This is a genomic window from Mesorhizobium sp. (assembly GCF_004962245.1).
GTDB lineage: Bacteria > Pseudomonadota > Alphaproteobacteria > Rhizobiales > Rhizobiaceae > Mesorhizobium.
Map to the genome: position 1 here is coordinate 140,717 of NZ_SUHQ01000003.1, position 15,998 is coordinate 156,714.

General features: G+C 62.6%; 13 protein-coding genes. 9 read left to right on the top strand and 4 right to left on the bottom strand.

The window, feature by feature from the left end; all coding sequences use genetic code 11:
- Window positions 1–181 precede the first annotated feature (181 nt).
- The gene (alaS, locus tag E5X88_RS04315) at window positions 182–2,848 is read left to right on the top strand and encodes an alanine--tRNA ligase (protein ID WP_292158580.1); all 2,667 of its coding nucleotides are present in this window, start codon (window positions 182–184) and stop codon (window positions 2,846–2,848) included.
- 288 nt (window positions 2,849–3,136) lie between these two features.
- Here the strand turns inward: alaS and E5X88_RS04320 are convergent, their stop codons facing one another.
- Both E5X88_RS04320 and E5X88_RS04325 read right to left on the bottom strand, forming a co-directional pair.
- The gene (locus tag E5X88_RS04320) at window positions 3,137–3,763 is read right to left on the bottom strand and encodes a glutathione S-transferase family protein (RefSeq protein WP_292158581.1); all 627 of its coding nucleotides are present in this window, start codon (window positions 3,761–3,763) and stop codon (window positions 3,137–3,139) included.
- Window positions 3,764–3,793: 30 nt separating this feature from the next.
- Window positions 3,794–5,005 carry an NADP-dependent isocitrate dehydrogenase gene (locus tag E5X88_RS04325; protein WP_292158582.1) on the bottom strand — a complete coding sequence of 404 codons (1,212 nt, stop codon included), beginning with the start codon at window positions 5,003–5,005 and terminating at the stop codon, window positions 3,794–3,796.
- 219 nt (window positions 5,006–5,224) lie between these two features.
- Here E5X88_RS04325 and E5X88_RS04330 point away from each other — a divergent pair, with 219 nt between their 5' ends.
- The 6 genes from E5X88_RS04330 (at window position 5,225) to E5X88_RS04355 (ending at window position 10,397) form a co-directional block, all read left to right on the top strand.
- Window positions 5,225–6,067, top strand: coding sequence for an RNA methyltransferase (locus E5X88_RS04330; protein WP_292158583.1), 843 nt, complete (start codon window positions 5,225–5,227; stop codon window positions 6,065–6,067).
- A 152-nt stretch (window positions 6,068–6,219) separates the two neighbouring features.
- The gene (gene murI / locus E5X88_RS04335) at window positions 6,220–7,032 is read left to right on the top strand and encodes a glutamate racemase (protein ID WP_292158584.1); all 813 of its coding nucleotides are present in this window, start codon (window positions 6,220–6,222) and stop codon (window positions 7,030–7,032) included.
- 115 nt (window positions 7,033–7,147) lie between these two features.
- Window positions 7,148–7,336: a DUF3008 family protein gene (locus tag E5X88_RS04340; RefSeq protein WP_292158585.1), complete on the top strand. Its 189-nt coding sequence runs from the start codon at window positions 7,148–7,150 to the stop codon at window positions 7,334–7,336.
- A 522-nt stretch (window positions 7,337–7,858) separates the two neighbouring features.
- Window positions 7,859–8,476: a 30S ribosomal protein S4 gene (rpsD, locus tag E5X88_RS04345; RefSeq protein ID WP_127317332.1), complete on the top strand. Its 618-nt coding sequence runs from the start codon at window positions 7,859–7,861 to the stop codon at window positions 8,474–8,476.
- Window positions 8,477–8,686: 210 nt separating this feature from the next.
- Complete coding sequence (gene ttcA, locus E5X88_RS04350) at window positions 8,687–9,580, top strand: tRNA 2-thiocytidine(32) synthetase TtcA (protein WP_292158586.1); 894 nt, start codon at window positions 8,687–8,689, stop codon at window positions 9,578–9,580.
- A complete protein-coding gene (locus E5X88_RS04355; protein WP_292158587.1) occupies window positions 9,570–10,397 on the top strand; it encodes an inositol monophosphatase family protein in 828 nt (275 codons plus the stop codon). Before ttcA ends, E5X88_RS04355 begins: the two co-directional genes overlap by 11 nt.
- Before the next feature lie 19 nt (window positions 10,398–10,416).
- Here E5X88_RS04355 and E5X88_RS04360 read toward each other — a convergent pair whose 3' ends face one another.
- Window positions 10,417–11,949 (bottom strand): GMC family oxidoreductase N-terminal domain-containing protein, encoded by a 1,533-nt coding sequence (locus E5X88_RS04360; RefSeq protein WP_292158588.1) that lies wholly within the window; start codon window positions 11,947–11,949, stop codon window positions 10,417–10,419.
- A 49-nt stretch (window positions 11,950–11,998) separates the two neighbouring features.
- The gene (locus E5X88_RS04365; protein WP_292158589.1) at window positions 11,999–12,676 is read right to left on the bottom strand and encodes an FCD domain-containing protein; all 678 of its coding nucleotides are present in this window, start codon (window positions 12,674–12,676) and stop codon (window positions 11,999–12,001) included.
- Window positions 12,677–12,881: 205 nt separating this feature from the next.
- Between E5X88_RS04365 and E5X88_RS04370 the strand changes: the two genes are divergently transcribed.
- Window positions 12,882–14,510 (top strand): choline dehydrogenase, encoded by a 1,629-nt coding sequence (locus E5X88_RS04370; protein ID WP_292158591.1) that lies wholly within the window; start codon window positions 12,882–12,884, stop codon window positions 14,508–14,510.
- A 291-nt stretch (window positions 14,511–14,801) separates the two neighbouring features.
- Window positions 14,802–15,953: a cupin domain-containing protein gene (locus E5X88_RS04375; RefSeq protein WP_292158593.1), complete on the top strand. Its 1,152-nt coding sequence runs from the start codon at window positions 14,802–14,804 to the stop codon at window positions 15,951–15,953.
- Window positions 15,954–15,998: the final 45 nt, after the last annotated feature.

The window sequence follows — 15,998 nt, forward strand, 5'->3', positions numbered from 1 at the left end:
ATGCCGCCGGCCTTGGGCCGGCGGTTTGCTTTTTTGGCGGTGGCTCTGGCCGCCCTGAACAGCCGGCGAACGCCGCGATTTGGACCAATTCCGTGTTTCTGGACAGGGTGCGGTGCGACCGCTAAAAGGCCATGTCTATTTTCCGCCGGCAATCGGCGGTTCTCACGAAAAGGCAGTATTCATGAGTGGCGTCAACGAGATCCGGTCGGCATTTCTCGACTATTTCCGCAAAGAGGGGCATGAGATCGTCGCCTCGAGCCCGCTGGTGCCGCGCAACGACCCGACGCTGATGTTCACCAACGCCGGCATGGTGCAGTTCAAGAACGTCTTCACCGGCTTGGAAAGCCGTCCCTATTCGCGCGCCACGACCTCGCAGAAATGCGTGCGCGCCGGTGGCAAGCACAACGACCTCGACAATGTCGGCTACACTGCCCGTCACCACACCTTCTTCGAGATGCTCGGCAATTTCTCCTTCGGCGATTATTTCAAGGAGCGTGCCATCGAGCTCGCCTGGAACCTGATCACCCGCGAGTTCGGCATCGCCAGGGATAGGCTTCTGGTGACCGTCTACCATACAGACGACGCGGCCGCGGGCTTCTGGAAGAAGATCGCCGGACTGCCGGAGGACAGGATCATCCGCATCGCCACCAGCGACAATTTCTGGGCGATGGGCGATACCGGCCCCTGCGGCCCCTGCTCGGAAATCTTCTACGATCATGGCGACGACATTCCGGGCGGCCCGCCCGGCAGCCCGGACGAGGACGGCGACCGCTTCATCGAGATATGGAACCTCGTCTTCATGCAGTTCGAGCAGGTGACGAAGGCGGAGCGGATCGAATTGCCGCGCCCGTCGATCGATACCGGCATGGGGCTGGAGCGCATCGCCGCCGTGCTGCAAGGCGAGCACGACAATTACGACATCGACCTGTTCAAGGCGCTGATCCGTGCCTCGGAAGAGGCGACCGGCGTCAAGGCGGAAGGCAAGAACCGGGCGAGCCACCGCGTCATTGCCGACCATCTGCGCGCATCGAGCTTCCTCATCGCCGATGGCGTGCTGCCGTCGAACGAAGGTCGCGGCTATGTGCTGCGCCGCATCATGCGCCGCGCCATGCGCCATGCGCAGCTTTTGGGCGCCCGCGATCCGCTGATGTGGCGGCTGGTGCCGGCGCTGGTGCGCGAGATGGGCCAGGCCTATCCCGAACTGGTGCGCGGTCAGCCGCTGATCACCGAGACGCTGAAGCTCGAGGAGACGCGCTTCCGCAAGACGCTGGCGCGCGGCCTCGGCCTGCTTGCCGACGCAACCGAAACGCTCGGCAGCGGCGACCGGCTCGACGGCGAGACGGCGTTCAAGCTCTATGACACCTATGGCTTCCCGCTCGATCTCACCCAGGATGCCTTGCGCCAGCGCGGCGTTTCGGTCGACCTCGACGGCTTCAATGCGGCGATGGAGCGGCAGAAGGCCGAGGCGCGGAAGAGTTGGGCCGGCTCGGGCGATGCGGCCACCGAAACCGTCTGGTTCGCTGTCCGCGAGAAAGCGGGCGCGACCGAGTTTCTGGGCTACGACACCGAGCAAGCGGAGGGTATCGTCCAAGCTCTGGTCAGGGATGGTGCCGCGGTGGAGAGCGCCACTGCCGGCGAGACTGTCGGCGTTGTCGTCAACCAGACGCCATTCTATGGCGAGTCCGGCGGCCAGATGGGCGATACCGGCGTGATTTCGGGCGAAGGTTTTACGATCGACGTCACCGACACGCAGAAGAAGGGTGACGGCGTGTTCGTGCATTTCGGCAAGGTCAGCAAGGGCACCGTCAAGACCGGTGAAGCGGTCGAGCTCAAGGTCGACCATATCAGGCGCACGCGGCTGCGCTCCAACCATTCGGCGACCCATCTTGTCCACGAGGCGCTGCGTGAGGTGCTCGGCACCCATGTCGCGCAGAAGGGCTCGCTGGTTGCGCCGGAACGGCTGCGCTTCGACTTTTCCCACCCGAAGCCGATTTCAGCCGAGGAGTTGGAACGCGTCGAGGCGATGGCCAACGAGATCGTCGTGCAGAACAGCCCGGTGACGACGCGGCTGATGAGCGTTGACGACGCGATCGCCGAGGGCGCCATGGCGCTGTTCGGTGAAAAATATGGCGACGAGGTCCGCGTCGTGTCGATGGGCACCGGGGTTGCCGGTGACAAGGCGGGCAAGCCTTACTCGGTCGAGCTGTGCGGCGGCACCCATGTTGGCGCCACCGGCGATATCGGCCTGGTCCGGCTGGTGTCGGAGGGCGCGGTCGCCGCCGGTGTACGCCGCATCGAGGCGCTGACCGGAGAGGCGGCCAGAAAGCATCTCGACGAGCAGGACAAGCGGCTGAAGGCGGTCGCCGCTACGCTGAAGATTTCGCCGGCCGACGTGCCGGCCCGCGTCGAGGCGCTGCTCGACGAGCGCAAGAAGCTCGAGAAGGAGCTGACCGAAGCGCGCAAGAAGCTGGCGCTGGGTGACCGCTCGCCGACCGGTGTTCCCGCCGAGAACGAGACCATTGCCGGTGTCGGTTTTCTCGGCAAGGCGGTATCGGGCGTCTCGCCAAAGGATTTGAAGCCGCTGGCCGATGCCGGCAAGAAGTCGCTCGGCTCCGGCGTCGTCGTCTTCGTCGGAGCCGGCGAGGACAACAAGGCAAGCGTCGTGGTGGCCGTCACCGACGACCTGACCGGCCGCTTCAACGCCGTCGATCTGGTCCGCGTGGCGTCCGCGGCGTTGGGCGGGCAGGGCGGCGGCGGCCGCCCTGACATGGCCCAGGCCGGCGGCCCGGATGCCTCGAAGGCCGAGGACGCGATTGCTGCGGTGAAGGCGGCTCTGGAAGCTGCCTGATCAGCGCGAGCTTTGTCGGGCAACCGCTTCAGTCAGGATGCTTCTACTTTCTTTTCGAGGGTGGCGCCGCCCCTCATTGTCCTGCCGGACATTTCTCCCCGTATAGCGACGGGGAGAAAGACGCAGCCATCGATGGTTTCGCCAATCGCCGGCGTTGCAGAACAAGCGCCGACGTTGCGGCCAGTCCCTTCTCCCCGTCCCTATACGGGGAGAAGGGACTGGCAGGCGGATGAGGGGCGGCTCCGACATCGACAATTGGTCTCTGGAAGTCTTAGCTAGCGTCGCAGGTCAACCGGCCTGTTCGGTATTGGCGAAGCTCGATCGTCCTGAGACCCGCGTCCACCAAGCATGAATATCGGAGAACTCGGCCAGCAAGTTCCGCCCTTCGGCGACCTTGACGAAATAGCTGATGATCGGCGCGGCGTGCAGGTCGGCCAGCGTCAGCTGATCGCCCAGCAACCACGGCCCGGCGGCTTTCAGCGAGGAGAGCGCCCTCAGCGCCGTGCTCGCCCGCCGAAGCCCGTCGGCAATCAGCGCCTCATCCGGCGCTTCTTTCTCCAGCCGCTCAACGGCGACATCCCAGACCATCGCCCGATAGGCATAGGCGTCGAGCATGCCGATGATCTGGTTCATGGTTGCGCGAGGCCGGACTTCGACCGGTTGCAACGCCGGGCCGTCGAAAGCCTCGTCGACATATCTGGCAATCGCGCTGGTCTCGTAGAGACGAAACCCGTCATGCGCGAAGGCCGGGATGCGGCCGAACGGATGATGCTCGAAATACCAGGCCGGAATGCCGTCCGCCGCAAAGATGTCGACCGGCACAAGTTCGTAGTCGATGCCCTTTTCCTCGAGCGCGAGGCGGACGATGCGCACATAGACGCTGTAGTCCGCCCCGTAGACGACGGGCCTGCTCATGCCGCTCGCCTGATCACTCTACTCGTATGCTCAGGCCATCGCCTTCTGCAGATTCTCGTCGATCTTGTCGAGGAAGCCGGTGGTCGAAAGCCATGGCTGGTCGGGACCGATCAGCAGCGACAGGTCCTTGGTCATGAAGCCGGCCTCGACGGTCTGGATGCAGACCTTTTCCAGCGTGTCGGCAAAACGAGCCAGCTCGGCATTGTCGTCGAGCTTGGCGCGGTGGGCGAGACCGCGGGTCCAGGCGAAGATCGAGGCGATCGAATTGGTCGAGGTTTCCTCGCCCTTCTGGTGCTGGCGATAGTGGCGGGTGACGGTGCCATGCGCGGCTTCCGCCTCCACTGTCTTGCCGTCCGGCGTCATCAGCACCGAGGTCATCAGGCCGAGCGAACCGAAGCCTTGCGCCACCGTGTCGGACTGCACGTCGCCGTCATAGTTCTTGCAGGCCCAGACATAGCCGCCCGACCATTTCAGGCTTGAGGCGACCATGTCATCGATCAGCCGGTGCTCATACCAGAGCTTCTTGGATTTGAACTCGGCTTCGAACTCGGCCTCGTAGACTTCCTGGAAAATGTCCTTGAAGCGGCCGTCATAGGCCTTAAGGATGGTGTTCTTGGTCGAGAGGTAGACCGGATAGTTGCGCAGCAGGCCGTAGTTCAGCGAGGCGCGGGCGAATTCGCGGATCGACTCGTCGAGATTGTACATGGCCATGGCGACGCCGGCGCCTGGCGCATCGTAGACGTCGTGCTCGATAACCGTGCCGTCCTCGCCGACAAACTTGATGGTCAGCTTGCCCTTGCCGGGGAAGCGGAAGTCGGTGGCGCGGTACTGGTCGCCGAAGGCGTGGCGGCCGACGATGATCGGCTTGGTCCAGCCGGGCACCAGCCGCGGCACGTTCTTCATGATGATCGGCTCGCGAAAGATGGTGCCGCCGAGGATGTTGCGGATCGTGCCGTTCGGCGACTTCCACATCTTCTTCAGCTTGAATTCCTCGACGCGCTGCTCGTCGGGCGTGATCGTCGCGCATTTCACGCCGACGCCGTATTTCTTGATGGCATTGGCCGAATCGATGGTCACCTGGTCGTTGGTGGCGTCGCGGTGCTCGATGCCGAGGTCGTAATATTCGAGCTTGAGGTCGAGATAGGGGTGGATCAGCTTATCCTTGATGAACTGCCAGATGATGCGGGTCATCTCGTCGCCGTCGAGTTCGACGACCGGGTTCGCCACCTTGATCTTCGCCATGGAAAGAATGCCTCATTGTTGGGGATCGGAACGGCCTTGCCCGCATGGCTTTCGGCCGGGGATGCGGCCCGTATATCAAAGCATTTTTGGCCGCGCAAACGGCGATCCGCGCGGGCGGGTTCGGCCGTGGCGTTTGGGCGTTCCTTGCGAAAGCTTCATTTTCCCGGCTGGATATGGCAGGGGACGCTGAAATGCCGCAAACAGCAGTTCATTGACGCTATGCAAGCCAGCAACGACGACATCCTTCCCGCCCCTGCGATCATCCTGGTCGAACCGCAGCTCGGCGAGAATATCGGCATGGTCGCGCGCGCCATGGCGAATTTCGGCCTTGCTGAGCTGCGCCTCGTCAATCCGCGCGACGGCTGGCCGAGCGAGAAGGCGCGCGCCGCCGCGAGCCGCGCCGACCACGTCATCGATGCCGCTAGAGTATTCGACGATCTGGCCTCGGCGGTCGCCGACCTGAACTTCGTCTTCGCCACCACGGCGCGCGCGCGCGATAATTTCAAGCCGGTGCGCGGACCGGTCGAGGCGGGCAGGGCGCTGAGAGCGCGCCAGCAAGCCGGACAACGCACCGGCATCCTGTTCGGCCGCGAGCGGTTCGGGCTCTACAATGACGAGGTCGGCCTGGCTGACGAGATCGTCACCTTCCCGGTTGATCCCGCCTTTTCTTCGCTCAACATCGCCCAGGCGGCCCTGCTGATGTCCTATGAATGGATGAAGTCGGGCTTGGAAGATGAGACGAAAACCAATTTTTCCAGCCCTGACATGATGCCGGCGACGAAGGAACAATTGCACGGCCTGTTCGCGTATCTGGAAGGCGCGCTCGAAGCACGCGGCTATTTCCGCCCGGCACCGAAGAAGCCGAAGATGGTCGACAATCTTCGCGCGGTGCTGACGCGCGCCGGCTTTGCTGAGCCGGAGCTCAAGGTGCTGCGTGGTATCATATCATCGTTGGACAGGTTCTCGCCGGCCATGCCGCGCGGCGACGGATCGCCGGGCGATGATCCAAGACGGCTTCCGGCAGCGGCGGCGCGCGCCGGCAAGGCGACAGACAAAGATTAGGACCAATCGTTGGGCAATCACTAGTAACCGAATGTTATTTCGGATGAGTGACCATCTTGTCTCTTCAAGACCATGATGGCGCCAGCATCATTGGCCAAAGCATCAGACAGCCTCCTCACGTGGTCCCGGGCCTCCTCTCGCAATCGATGACAATGACCGACCCCTCAAATGCCCGCCCGATCCTGATGTTCGATTCCGGCATCGGCGGCCTGACGGTGCTGCGCGAAGCGCGCGTGCTGATGCCCGACCGCCGCTTCGTCTATGTCGCCGACGACGCGGCCTTCCCCTATGGTGCTTGGGAAGAACCGGCACTGAGGACACATATACTGGAGCTGTTCGGCAAATTGCTCGACCGGTTTTCACCGGCCATTTCGGTCATCGCCTGCAACACCGCCTCGACGCTGGTCATCGATGCCTTGCGCGAAAGATTTCCCGGCCATCCTTTCGTCGGCACTGTGCCGGCGATCAAGCCGGCGGCGGAACGCACGCGCTCCGGGCTGGTTTCGGTGCTGGCGACGCCAGGTACCGTCAAGCGCCAGTATACGCGCGACCTGATCAGCAAATGGGCTCAGAAATGCCACGTCCGGCTGGTTGGCAGCGACAATCTGGCGGGACTGGCCGAAGTCTATATGCGCGAGGGCTTTGTCGACGAAGAGGCCGTGCGTGCCGAGATCACGCCATGCTTCGTCGAGCATGATGAACTGCGGACCGATATCGTCGTGCTTGCCTGCACTCATTACCCTTTCCTGGCCAACCGCATGCGCAAGACAGCACCCTGGCCGGTCGATTGGCTCGACCCCGCCGAAGCGATCGCGCGGAGGGCGCTCTCGCTTCTCACGGACATCGAGGCCACAGGTCGCGACGAGACGCTGGTGGAAGGCGCCGACCTTGCTGTCTTCACCTCGAAGAGAGCCGATTTTCCGATGCGCCGCCTGATGCAGGGATTTGGGCTGGCGATTTCCTGAAGTCTTTCTTCTGCATGCCGTTGTCCCAAACCGCTGAGCACTTTTGGGCGATATGCATTGGGAACATCAACTGGACCGGTGCGTTTTTCCCTCACTGCAAACGGGAGAAACGATCATGCCAGCCACATCAAAGGCCCAGCAGAAAGCCGCCGGCGCGGCATTGTCCGCCAAGCGTGGCGAGACGAAGAAAAGCGAACTCAAAGGCGCGTCGAAGGGAATGTACGAATCCATGAGCGAAAAGCAACTCGAGGAATTCGCCGAGACCAAGCGCAAGGGCTTGCCCGAGAAGAAGTCGAAGCACTAGCCGCCGCTTCCGACTGGGCATACCCCGCCGGGCGGTCGGTTCCGATTTCGCGCGACCAACAACGGTCACAAAGCCCGCGGCCGAACCGCGAGCTTTGAATAGAAGTGTTGATGTCGCCCCTCGGCAGGCGTGGCGCCGCTGCCAAGCCGCGCGGCAACGCCGTACCTTTAAGCGGATGACCTTGCGATGACCATGCCCCCACACCATCTTCCTCTTGAACGTCGAGGACCGCATCCGTCTGCCGCCACCGACGCCGCCGCAAGCTTGACACCGGCTAAATCTCCGTTTAATCAGCCCATCAACACCGGGCCGCAACGCCCGGTGGTTTCTTTATGTGCGCAAGACGTTTTGGAAGCCGATCTATTCTTCCTCAGGTCTTGTCTAGAATGACGTGTCCCGTGGGTTTTCCGCCGCGTTGCGTGGGAAAACCCTGTCAGGTCTCGAAAACGGAGGCCAGAGGAGGGCGCGTTTCCTTCACCCGGACCATGAGGTTCCGGGTGTGTTGTTTTGAAAGGGAATGCGATGAGCAAGCGCGAATCTGCGAAATACAAGATCGACCGCCGTCTCGGCGAAAACATCTGGGGCCGCCCGAAATCCCCGGTTAACAAGCGCGAATACGGTCCCGGCCAGCACGGCCAGCGCCGCAAGGGCAAGCTTTCCGATTTCGGCCTGCAGCTACGCGCCAAGCAGAAGCTGAAGGGTCACTACGGTGACGTTTCGGAAAAGCAGTTCCGCAAGGTCTATGAAGAGGCGAACCGCCGCAAGGGCGACACCTCGGAGAACCTGATAGGCCTGCTCGAATCGCGTCTCGACGCGGTCGTCTACCGTGCCAAGTTCGTGCCGACCATCTTTGCCGCCCGCCAGTTCGTCAATCACGGTCACATCAATGTCAACGGCAAGCGCGTCAACATCGGCTCGTACCGCTGCAAGCCGGGTGACGTCATCGAAGTGCGCGAAAAGTCGAAGCAACTGGTGATCGTCCTGGAATCGGTGGGCTTGGCCGAGCGCGACGTGCCTGACTACATCGAGGTCGACCATAACAAGATGACTGCGACCTTCGGGCGTATCCCCGGCCTGTCGGATGTTCCCTTCGCCGTGCAGATGGAACCGAACCTGGTCGTCGAATTCTATTCGCGCTGATCGAACGTGTCGTCTGCGATATCATCGAAGGCCGCCCATCGAGGCGGCCTTTTCTTTGTCTGCTACGCTAGAGCGACGTGCGTCCGCTTGGACGCACAAAGTACGCTCTAGTTCTTTCTATTTGCACATCGTGCTTTCGAAAATCGATTTCGATTTTCGGGCCGATGCGCTAATCCGGGGCGGCAACAAGGACTTTGGGGCCGACGCGCCATGAACATGCTGCCGAACGCCGAAACACTTGAACCGATCGCCGATGCCGAAGGCGGCTTTCATCCGCTGTTTGCCGATGTGCCGTCCTCCGTCGAGTTCAACAAGCTGCGCAAGCGGCTGCTGCGGCTCGCCCGTCAGGCGCTCGACGACTTTTCGATGGTGAGGCCTGGCGACCGCTGGCTGGTCGCCTTGTCAGGCGGCAAGGATTCCTACGGCCTGCTCGCCGTGCTGCTCGACCTCAAATGGCGCGGGCTGCTGCCGGTCGAACTGTTGGCCTGCAATCTCGACCAGGGCCAGCCGAATTTTCCGAAACGCATCCTGCCCGACTATCTCAATAGCCACGCCATTCCATACCGCATCGAATATCAGGACACCTACTCGGTGGTGACCGACAAGCTTCCCGAGGGCAGCACCTACTGTTCGCTGTGCTCACGGCTCAGACGCGGTCATCTCTACCGGATCGCCCGGGAGGAGGGCTGCTCGGCTTTGGTGCTCGGTCACCACCGCGAGGACATACTGGAAACCTTCTTCATGAACCTGTTCCACGGCGGTCGCCTCGCTGCCATGCCGCCAAAACTGCTCAACGACGACGGCGACGTCATGGTGCTGCGGCCGCTCGCCTATTGCGCCGAGGCCGATCTCGAAAAATTCGCCGGCGCCATGAAGTTCCCGATCATCCCGTGTGATCTGTGCGGCAGCCAGGATGGGCTGCAGCGCAATGCGATGAAGGCGATGCTCGACGACTTGGAAAAGCGCATGCCCGGCCGCAAGGACACGATGATCCACGCCATGACCAATGTGCGGCCCTCGCACCTGCTCGACAGAAAGCTGTTCGATTTCGCCGCCCTCAACGAGACTCTCACCACAAGGCAAGACATTCCCGATGATATTTGACGATACCGAGATCGACTGGCTTGCCAACCTTCTGTCCGACACCGCCATTGCCGAGATCATGCCGCGCTTTCGCCGGCTGGATGAGGGCGAGGTCCGCCAGAAGACCTCGGCGGCCGACCTGGTGACGGAGGCCGACGTGAATGCCGAGCGGCTGATCACCGTCAGGCTGCGTGAGCGCTACCCCCAGGCGATGATCGTCGGTGAGGAGGCCTGTTCCGACGATCCGGCGCTGCTCCAAGGCCTCGGCGAAGCCGATCTCGCCTTCGTCATCGATCCGGTCGACGGCACCTTCAATTTCGCCTCCGGCGTGCCGCTGTTCGGCGTCATGCTGGGCGTCGTGGTGAAGGGCGAGACCGTCGCCGGCATCATTCACGATCCCATCGGCAAGGACTGGCTGATTAGCGCCAAGGGTGCCGGCAGCCACATACGGCACGCGCATGGCACTCTGGAGAAGGTACATGTCGCCGAGCCTGCACCGATCTCGCAAATGACCGGCGCGGTTTCCTGGCAATACATGCCCGAGCCGGAACGGTCACGGCTGGCGCGCAACCAGACGAAATCCTTGTCGCAGTTCGGCTATCGCTGCGCGGCTCACGAATACCGTCTGCTGGCGAGTGGCCACGCTCATTTCGTCGTCTACAACAAGCTGATGCCGTGGGATCATCTGGCGGGCGTGCTGATCCACGCCGAGGCCGGCGGTTACGCCGCGCATTTCGACGGCAGCGCCTATCTGCCTTCGCACGTCGGAGGTGGCTTGCTGGTCGCACCGGACAAGGAAAGCTGGCGCGAACTGCGCCGTGAACTCTGGGCGGAATAGACCGTCAGGGATTTTCGGGTCATGCGCCGGGTGGAGCTGACGCCCAGCTTTCCGCGATGGCGACTATCGCGGCGTTGATCGGTCCGCTCGGGATCGTCGGCATCACCGACGCGTCGACGATGAAGATGTTGTCGAAGCCGTTCAGCCGCAAATCCGGGTCGACGACGGCGTCTGCATCCCCACCCATCCTGCACGTACCGGCGGGATGATGATGTGTGGAGGCAGCGCTCGCGATGAAAGCGTCGAGGTCGTCGTCCGACTGCACCGGTGGTCCCGGCAGAATTTCGACGTCGCGCCACTCGTCGAGCGCCGCATGATGACCAATCGCGCGCGCCGTCCGCAAGGCCGTCCTGAACACCGCCCGATCGTGTTCGGTTTCGAGGTAATGCGGGTCGATGATGGGCGCATCGCCGCTGTCCGGCCCGCTCGGCGCGATGCGCCCACGGCTGGTTGGGTGGGTGACGCCGCATAGAATCGTGAAAGCCGAGCCGTAGGGCGGTGCCCTCAAGCCATCCGCGGCTGATGGAGCGACGACGCAGGCGAGCACGATGTCGGGGCTTCCCGTCGAACGGGTCGGATCGCTGCCGTGCAGGTACATCAGCGATTCGGAATGCTGCAGGCGGGACGGCGGCACCGGCTTTTTCGTGCTGTAGACGTTTCCAAGAGCCAGCAGATGGTCCTGCAGATTGCGGCCCACATCGCTTCGGTCGGCCAGGCAGCGTATTCTCGCGCGCTTCAGCGTATCCGGATCGCCAACGCCCGACCGCATGAGGATGAGCGGCGAGGTCACCGCGCCGGCGCAAAGAACGATCCTGTCGGCGGAGACCGTTACGGTCTCTCCTTTGCATGTAGCAGTCACACCGGTTGCCCGGTGGCCATCCAGCAGGAGGTGCTCGACCTCATGCGCCGTGAGCAAGGCGAGGTTCGGTCGCACTATCACCTCCGGCGGCAGATAGGCGTCGGCGACGCTCAGGCGCTTGCCATCGCGGATGTTCAGCGAATTGGGGCTTGTGCCGGCCAACTCGCCGCTGTTGTGGTCGGTCAGGACAGGGATGCCGTTGGCCCGCCCGGCAGCCATATAGGCGCGGACGACGGGGCTGACCTCCGCATCGGGCAGATAGACGTCCAGCGGTCCGCTGCGGCCGCGCGACGGCGCGTCGAAGGCCGTGAAAGCTTCGCTGCGGATAAAGCCCGGCAACAGCCCCTGATAGGACCAGCGCTCGCCGCCGGCTGCCGCCCAGGGTTCAAAATCCGCTGGATGACCACGCACATAGGCCATGGCGTGCAGGCAGCTCGAACCGCCGACGATCTTTCCGCGTGGCCATTCATGCACGCGGTTCGCGGTAAAGGGCTGCGGCACCGTCCTGTAAGCCCAGTCATAGGCGCGGCCTTGCAGCATCGTCCATTTCAGCGGGTCGGCGATATCGGGATCGGACGGCATGGTCCCGGCTTCGATCAGGCCGACCTGGCACGATCCGTCCTCGCTTAGCCGGCTGGCCACAACCGAGCCGGCGGATCCTGCGCCGACGACAAGCACGTCGAAATGACGCATCAAATTGAAAGTCCCCACGAGCAGGCAGGCTGGCTAGAACGCGAAACGATCATGCGGCAAAGGCGCCGGCATTAGACCGTTCCGTGATCTGCCTTTGCACGGACAGCAGATGCGCGCGCATAGCCGCCTCGGCTGCTTCCGGGTCGCGGTTCGAGATCGCCTCGGCAATCAGCCGATGTTCGCCGTCGCGCTCGGCGATCCGCTTGGGGCAGGTGGGTGCCGCGGTACGTGCGATCTTCACCCGCGCATCGACCCCGACCTGACGCAGCATCTTGTAGAATTCAGCTGCAAGATGGTTGCGGGCTGCTGCAACGATAGCGAGATGAAAAGCGAAATCGACCGCCCCCGACGAAGCATTCTCCGGCGTGGTTGCCGCATCGAGGATCCGGGCCGTCTCGAACGAGGAGGCGCGCAGCGATGCCAACCGGGCAAGCCCCGGCTCCATGAGCAGGCGCAACTCCAGGACTTCGATGGGGTTGGTTACCCTGACAAGTTCTTCGCCATATCGGGGTAGGGCAGTGGGCGCACGCCTGGCGCGCGCCGGCTTCAAGTCGCCTGACCGACGCAGCAGCTCGAGCGCCTTGCGAAGCTGATGGCGCTTCACGTTCAGATGTTCGGCAAGATCACGCTCGGAAGGAAGCTTGCCGCCGCCCTGCTGCAGCTGGCGGATCGCTGCAATGATGTCATCGAGATCCGATGGTACGATCTGCGGCTCGAATGCGCTCAAAACCAAATCTCCTGTCCGATCGGCAGCGCCGACTCAACGTCCGATTGTCACATTGTGACACGAAACTGCTGGAACGGCACTCAACCAACTCAACCAATTTACATCTGCATGCGATGGTTGACAACATCAGTTGCGCAGTGGTTGAGTGCCGCAGTTGTTTTGACGGCTCTCATGCGGCGGGCCGTCCTTGTCTCGAGGACCGTGCATGCCGTTTGGGGAAACCTTTGACTATGTCATTGTCGGAGCCGGGTCGGCCGGCTGCGTGCTTGCACACCGCCTGAGTGAAGATCCTGCGGTTTCCGTGCTGCTTCTGGAAGCAGGGGATTGGGATCGCGATCCGATGATCCACATCCCGCTCGGCTGGGGCAAGATCCTGACCGAGCGCCGTCACGACTGGATGTATTTCTGCGAGCCCGAGGCCAATGTCGGCGGGCGCAAGGTCGAATGCGCGCGCGGCAAGGTTATCGGCGGCTCCTCCTCCACCAATGCCATGGCCTATGTGCGCGGCAATCGCGGCGACTACGACCGCTGGGCAGCGAGCGGCCTGACCGATTGGTCGTTCGACAAGGTGCTGCCTTATTTCAAGAAGCAGGAGCGCTGGGAAAAGGGCGCGAGCCACTATCGCGGCGGCAGCGGGCCGCTGAACACCCAGTTCTGCCGCTACAAGGACGAACTGATCGATGCCTTCGCCACGGCCAGCCGTGACGCCGGATACCCGCAGACCGACGACTACAATGGCGCCGTGCAGGAAGGCTTTGGCCGCCTGCAAATGACGATCGCCAACGGCCGCCGCTGCTCGACCGCGTCCGCCTATCTGCGTCCCGCCATGCGCCGCAGCAATGTCAAGGTGCTGACAGGCGCGATGGCGACGAGGGTTCTCCTGAAGGATGGGCGCGCGACGGGCATCGCCTACACCAGAGGCGGTGCGGCCCACCAGGTACTGGCGCGGCGTGAGGTTCTGCTTGCCGGCGGCGTCATCAATACGCCTCAGCTGCTGATGCTGTCGGGGATCGGCGATAGTGGCGAGCTCGCGGCGCATGGTATCGGGACGAAAGTCGAGCGTCCGCAGGTCGGCAAGAATCTGCAGGACCACGTTTCGGTCATCTTGATGTATCGGCGCAAGCAGCCGGGACCATTCCTCAAGATGATGCGGGCCGATCGTATTGGGTTGGATTTCGTCAAGACCTATTTCACCGGAAAAGGATTTTCGGGAGATGTGCCTGGCGGGGTCGTGGCGTTCCTGAAAAGCGATGCAAGCCGGCCGTTGCCGGACGTGCAGCTGCTTTTCACGGCTGCACCGCTTGCTGCGTGGCCTTACATGTCGCCATTCAAGGCGCCCTTCGCCGACGGCTTTGCGACCCGCATCGTCGCCGTCCAGCCGGAGAGCAGGGGGAGCGTGAGACTGGCGTCGAACGACCCGTTGGCCGCACCACTGATCCACCAGAATTTCCTGTCTTCGCCACGTGACTGGCAGTCGCTCCGCGCCGGCTTCCGCATTGCCCGAAACCTGGCCGCGCAGCCGTCGATGGCGCCTTTCGTCGGGGCGGAATTCTTCCCAGGCCCCAAATGCGAAAGCGATGACGAGATCGACGAGCATATCCGCAAGACATCGATCACCGTGCATCATCCGGCCGGCACCTGCCGCATGGGTGTCGACGCCGAGTCGGTGGTCGATCCGCAACTGCGGGTGCGCGGCGTTGCCGGCCTTCGCGTGGTGGACGCTTCCGTCATGCCGGATCTCGTCTGCGGCAACATCAATGCGGCGGTCATCATGATCGCCGAAAAGGCCTCGGACCTGATCCGCAGCCATGCCGAACAAAGCATGGTGGCCTGACCGGCGTCGCCCGGGTTCAACCACTAATCCTTTGGTTGAATATAAAAATTCGGGTTTGGTTGGGCTGCCGCGTGCTTGCCGCGGTCGCCGTGGATCGATCTGCACCTGCCGGATTGGGCGGTTTTTCGCACATTTTCGATCCTTTGTGCCATTTTTCAGGGCATTTGCCGTTCAAAAAAGCATCCAACCAAAAACTTCAAAAATTCTCAGTTTTGGGATTGTCGAGCAAAACCAATCCGAATACGGTTGAGTTGGTTAAACGCATTTTCTTCGTGAAGAGGGGTGTCAAACATGTCCGTGGCGCAACCAGCAGACCTTACCGTCACCAACAAGAAGGCGGCGCTGAAGGGCCTTTACGACGCCCTCTACGAAAAGAACATGTTTCCGTTTTGGGCGACGTCGGAAGGCGTTGATCACGACGAGATCAAGCAGCTCATGGCGACGTCAAAAGCAATTCCCTTCGTCTGGTCCTATACCGACATCGAGCCGCTGCTTCAGCGCGCCGCGGAACTGGTGACCATGGACGACAGCGAGCGCCGGTCGCTGATCCTGGTCAATCCGGGCCTCGCGCCCAAGCGCGCATCGGTCAGCACCATGTACACCGCTTACCGCCTGAATGATCCAGACGAGATCATGCCGCCCCACAAGCATTCGCCGAGCGCCATCCGTTTTGGCCTGACAGGCAAGGGCAACTTTACCGGCGTCGAGGGCGAGGATGTGGTTTTCGGCCCTGGCGACATGGTGCTGACGCCCAACGACGCCTGGCACAATCACGGCACGGTCGGCGGCGAACAGGCGGTCAACCTTTCGGTTCTCGACCTGCCGCTGGTGGAGACGCTGCACGCCGTGCATTTCGACCACAAATACACCGAGATGGTCGACGGCAAGGAAGTCGAGAGGAAGGTACAGACCGCCCGTTTCCCGGCCGATTATTCGCAGCGAATCTATGGTGAAGGCGGCCTGATGCCGCGCTTCGTCGATCACAAGCGCGGCGGCGGCCTGTCGTCGCCGATGTATGTCTATCGCTGGGAAAAGATGGAAGCGATCCTTGACGCGCACAAGGATTGGGACGGCGATCCGCACGAAGGCATCGTCATCGACTATGTCGACCCCACCACTGGCGGCCCGGTCTTCCGCACGATCAACTTCTACGTCCAGATGCTGCGGCCGGGCGAAAAGACGCTGCCGCAGCGCGAGACCGCCAGCCTGCTGTTGGCGCCGTTCCGCGGCAATGGCCATTCGATCATCGAGGGCAAGCGCTACGACTGGAACCAGTTCGACACGATCGCCATACCGGGTGGTTCCTGGGTCGAGCATGTCAACGGCTCCTCTACGGAACCGGTCATATTCTTCGGCGCGACCGACGCGCCGACCCAAAAGGCGCTGCTCCTCTACAAGCGCTGGGGCCGCAACCAGGCCGGCGATCTGCTCCGCATCGTCTGATCTCGCGGCGAAGAATGTCCACGCCGCCCCATCGCGGCGTGGACA

Bases quoted from the DNA above. Each gene is read 5' to 3' on its own strand.
- murI (WP_292158584.1), top strand. From the start codon at position 6,220: ATGACCGACCCCTCAAATGCCCGCCCGATCCTGATGTTCGATTCCGGC.
- E5X88_RS04360 (WP_292158588.1), bottom strand. From the start codon at position 11,949: ATGCGTCATTTCGACGTGCTTGTCGTCGGCGCAGGATCCGCCGGCTCG.
- rpsD (WP_127317332.1), top strand. From the start codon at position 7,859: ATGAGCAAGCGCGAATCTGCGAAATACAAGATCGACCGCCGTCTCGGC.
- E5X88_RS04320 (WP_292158581.1), bottom strand. From the start codon at position 3,763: ATGAGCAGGCCCGTCGTCTACGGGGCGGACTACAGCGTCTATGTGCGC.
- ttcA (WP_292158586.1), top strand. From the start codon at position 8,687: ATGAACATGCTGCCGAACGCCGAAACACTTGAACCGATCGCCGATGCC.
- E5X88_RS04375 (WP_292158593.1), top strand. From the start codon at position 14,802: ATGTCCGTGGCGCAACCAGCAGACCTTACCGTCACCAACAAGAAGGCG.
- E5X88_RS04340 (WP_292158585.1), top strand. From the start codon at position 7,148: ATGCCAGCCACATCAAAGGCCCAGCAGAAAGCCGCCGGCGCGGCATTG.
- E5X88_RS04355 (WP_292158587.1), top strand. From the start codon at position 9,570: ATGATATTTGACGATACCGAGATCGACTGGCTTGCCAACCTTCTGTCC.
- alaS (WP_292158580.1), top strand. From the start codon at position 182: ATGAGTGGCGTCAACGAGATCCGGTCGGCATTTCTCGACTATTTCCGC.
- E5X88_RS04325 (WP_292158582.1), bottom strand. From the start codon at position 5,005: ATGGCGAAGATCAAGGTGGCGAACCCGGTCGTCGAACTCGACGGCGAC.
- E5X88_RS04370 (WP_292158591.1), top strand. From the start codon at position 12,882: ATGCCGTTTGGGGAAACCTTTGACTATGTCATTGTCGGAGCCGGGTCG.
- E5X88_RS04330 (WP_292158583.1), top strand. From the start codon at position 5,225: ATGCAAGCCAGCAACGACGACATCCTTCCCGCCCCTGCGATCATCCTG.